This window comes from Streptococcus sp., from assembly GCF_019414905.1.
GTDB lineage: Bacteria > Bacillota > Bacilli > Lactobacillales > Streptococcaceae > Streptococcus.
This window is the reverse complement of sequence record NZ_DXLC01000091.1, coordinates 1-2,486: the sequence shown is the minus strand read 5'-3', so window position 1 is coordinate 2,486 and position 2,486 is coordinate 1. Positions and strand designations below refer to the sequence as shown.

Genomic DNA, 2,486 nt, shown 5'->3' with positions numbered 1-2,486 from the left:
GCTTCAAACGGTCTGCGTGTGAAAAATCCAACTCATATCATTCCCAACATCAACAAGACCGCATTGGGACAAAATGATAGCCTAAAAATATTTGGAGATGACTACGATACACGTGACGGTTCATGTATTCGAGATTACATTCATGTCTTGGACCTTGCACAGGCTCATGTTAAAGGAATGAACTACCTCTTTCAAGAAAACAGTTCTTCTCAAATCTTTAACTTAGGAACTGAAAAAGGCTATACCGTCAAAGAAATCTTTAAAACTGCTGAAGAATTACTGGATCAAAAAATACCACACGAAATTGTTGCTCGCCGTGCTGGTGACCCAGCTAGCGTCCTAGCAGACGCATCAAAAGCTAAAAAATATCTTGATTGGAAGGCTAGTTACTCTCTAAAAGATATTATTTTATCGGATTATCATTGGCGTGTTAAAGAAGGCAAAAACATTTTAGAATAGGATAACAAAGGAGAAAGCCTTGGCGCTCTCTCCTTGTTTTATTCATTAAATTGTCAGAAAATTTATTGACAGATTAAATAAATCGTGTTACAGTAATATCCGCAGGTATCTTTCGGTACCAAATCTACATGAAAGGATGGGGTATGAAACTTTCTCATTATTTAATTGGCTTACTTCTACTCCTAGTCTTTCTCTCTATTAGCATTGGGACCAGTGATTTTTCATGGGGAAAACTCTTTGCACTGGATCATGAAACTTGGCTTCTCTTTCAAGAGTCCCGTCTTCCAAGAACTATCAGTATTCTCCTTGCGGCCTCTAGTATGAGTATGGCAGGACTTCTCATGCAGACTATCACTCAAAATCAGTTTGCTGCTCCAAGCACAGTTGGAACGACTGAAGCTGCCAAACTGGGAATGGTGCTGAGCCTCTTTGTCTTTCCGTCGGCTAGTCTGACTCAAAAGATGCTCTTTGCTTTTGTTTCATCCATCGTATTCACCCTCTTCTTCCTAGCCTTTATGGCCATTTTTACTGTAAAGGAAAGATGGATGTTGCCTCTGATTGGGATTATCTATAGCGGAATTATTGGTTCTGTGACAGAAGTTATCGCCTACCGTTTCAATCTGGTTCAGAGCATGACCGCTTGGACCCAGGGCTCCTTCTCCATGATTCAGACCCATCAGTATGAATGGCTCTTCTTAGGTCTCATTATCCTGATAGCCGTTTGGAAATTATCCCAAACCTTTACCATCATGAATCTAGGAAAAGAAACCAGTGAAAGTTTGGGGATTTCCTACTCCCTACTTGAAAAACTAGCCCTCTTTCTGGTAGCCCTAACGACAAGTGTCACCATGATTACCGTGGGTGGCTTACCATTTCTAGGAGTTATCGTTCCCAATCTTGTTCGCAAACGCTATGGAGATAATCTAAGTCAGACCAAACTCATGGTCGCACTGGTTGGTGCCAATCTAGTTCTGGCCTGCGATATCCTATCACGAGTTCTAATTCGGCCCTATGAACTGTCTGTCAGTCTTCTACTAGGAATCATTGGTAGCCTCGTCTTTATCCTACTTCTATGGAGAGGGGGACGAAAAGATGCCATTTAAAAGCAAACATACCAAACTCTTCTGCCTTCTCATTATTCTAGCCATCGGAGCTTGTCTCCTCTATTTTTGGCCCATCACTCACTTGTCAGCCTTTGCTTGGAAGTTGCGTTCCCAAAAGATAGTTGTTTATCTCTTGGTAGCCATCGCGACTGGGATTTCGACCATTAGTTTTCAAACCCTGACGGAAAATCGCTTCCTTACGCCTAGTATTTTAGGAATCGAATCCTTCTACGTCCTACTGCAAACTCTACTACTGGTTTTTGAAAGTAAGTTTCTTCAACTCGGGAAGTCTCTCATCTTAGAATTCCTAATCTTACTTCTCGTCCAATCTCTCTTCTTTCTCGCCTTGCAAGGCTACTTGAAGACGCTGATGAAGCAAGATCTGGTCTTTATCCTGCTAATCTGTCTAGCCCTCGGAAGTCTCTTTCGAAATATCAGTACCTTCCTTCAGGTCCTGATGGATCCAAATGAATATGATAAACTGCAAAACAGCCTTTTTGCCTCCTTTCAACATCTCAACACTTCCATCCTAGCCATCGGTTCTCTGATTATCCTTGCTTTGACAATCTTTTTCTTTCGGAAAGCAGTCATTCTGGATGTCTTGCACCTGCAAAGAGAAACGGCTCAGATATTGGGACTCGATGTTGAAAAAGAACAGAAAGAACTCCTCTGGGGCATCGTGCTTTTAACTTCAACGGCCACTGCCCTGGTAGGGCCTATGTCCTTCTTCGGCTTTATGCTGGCTAATATAACTTACCTGATTGTCAAAGATTATCGGCACAAGTTGCTCTTTATCGTAACTATTCTGATTGGATTTATTAGTTTGACCTTGGGACAAGCCCTCATCGAACGAGTTTTTGCTCTGGAAATTCGCATCAGCATGATCATTGAGAGTGTGGGTGGCTTCTTATTCTTTATCTTACT

The 2,486-nt window shown here is 41.8% G+C and carries 3 protein-coding genes; all 3 read left to right on the top strand.

Translation table 11 applies throughout. The features are described from left to right. Positions 1-459, top strand: a 459-nt coding sequence (locus QZ359_RS02630; RefSeq protein ID WP_293958014.1) for a GDP-mannose 4,6-dehydratase, incomplete at its 5' end; no start/stop codon positions are given. 143 nt (positions 460-602) lie between these two features. Beyond that, complete coding sequence (locus QZ359_RS02625; protein ID WP_293958012.1) at positions 603-1,562, top strand: ABC transporter permease; 960 nt, start codon at positions 603-605, stop codon at positions 1,560-1,562. Continuing rightward, positions 1,552-2,486 (top strand): iron chelate uptake ABC transporter family permease subunit (locus QZ359_RS02620; RefSeq protein ID WP_293958010.1); only part of this gene is annotated, 935 nt, incomplete at its 3' end. The genes QZ359_RS02625 and QZ359_RS02620, both read left to right, overlap by 11 nt.

Bases quoted from the DNA above. Each gene is read 5' to 3' on its own strand.
- QZ359_RS02625 (WP_293958012.1), top strand. From the start codon at position 603: ATGAAACTTTCTCATTATTTAATTGGCTTACTTCTACTCCTAGTCTTT.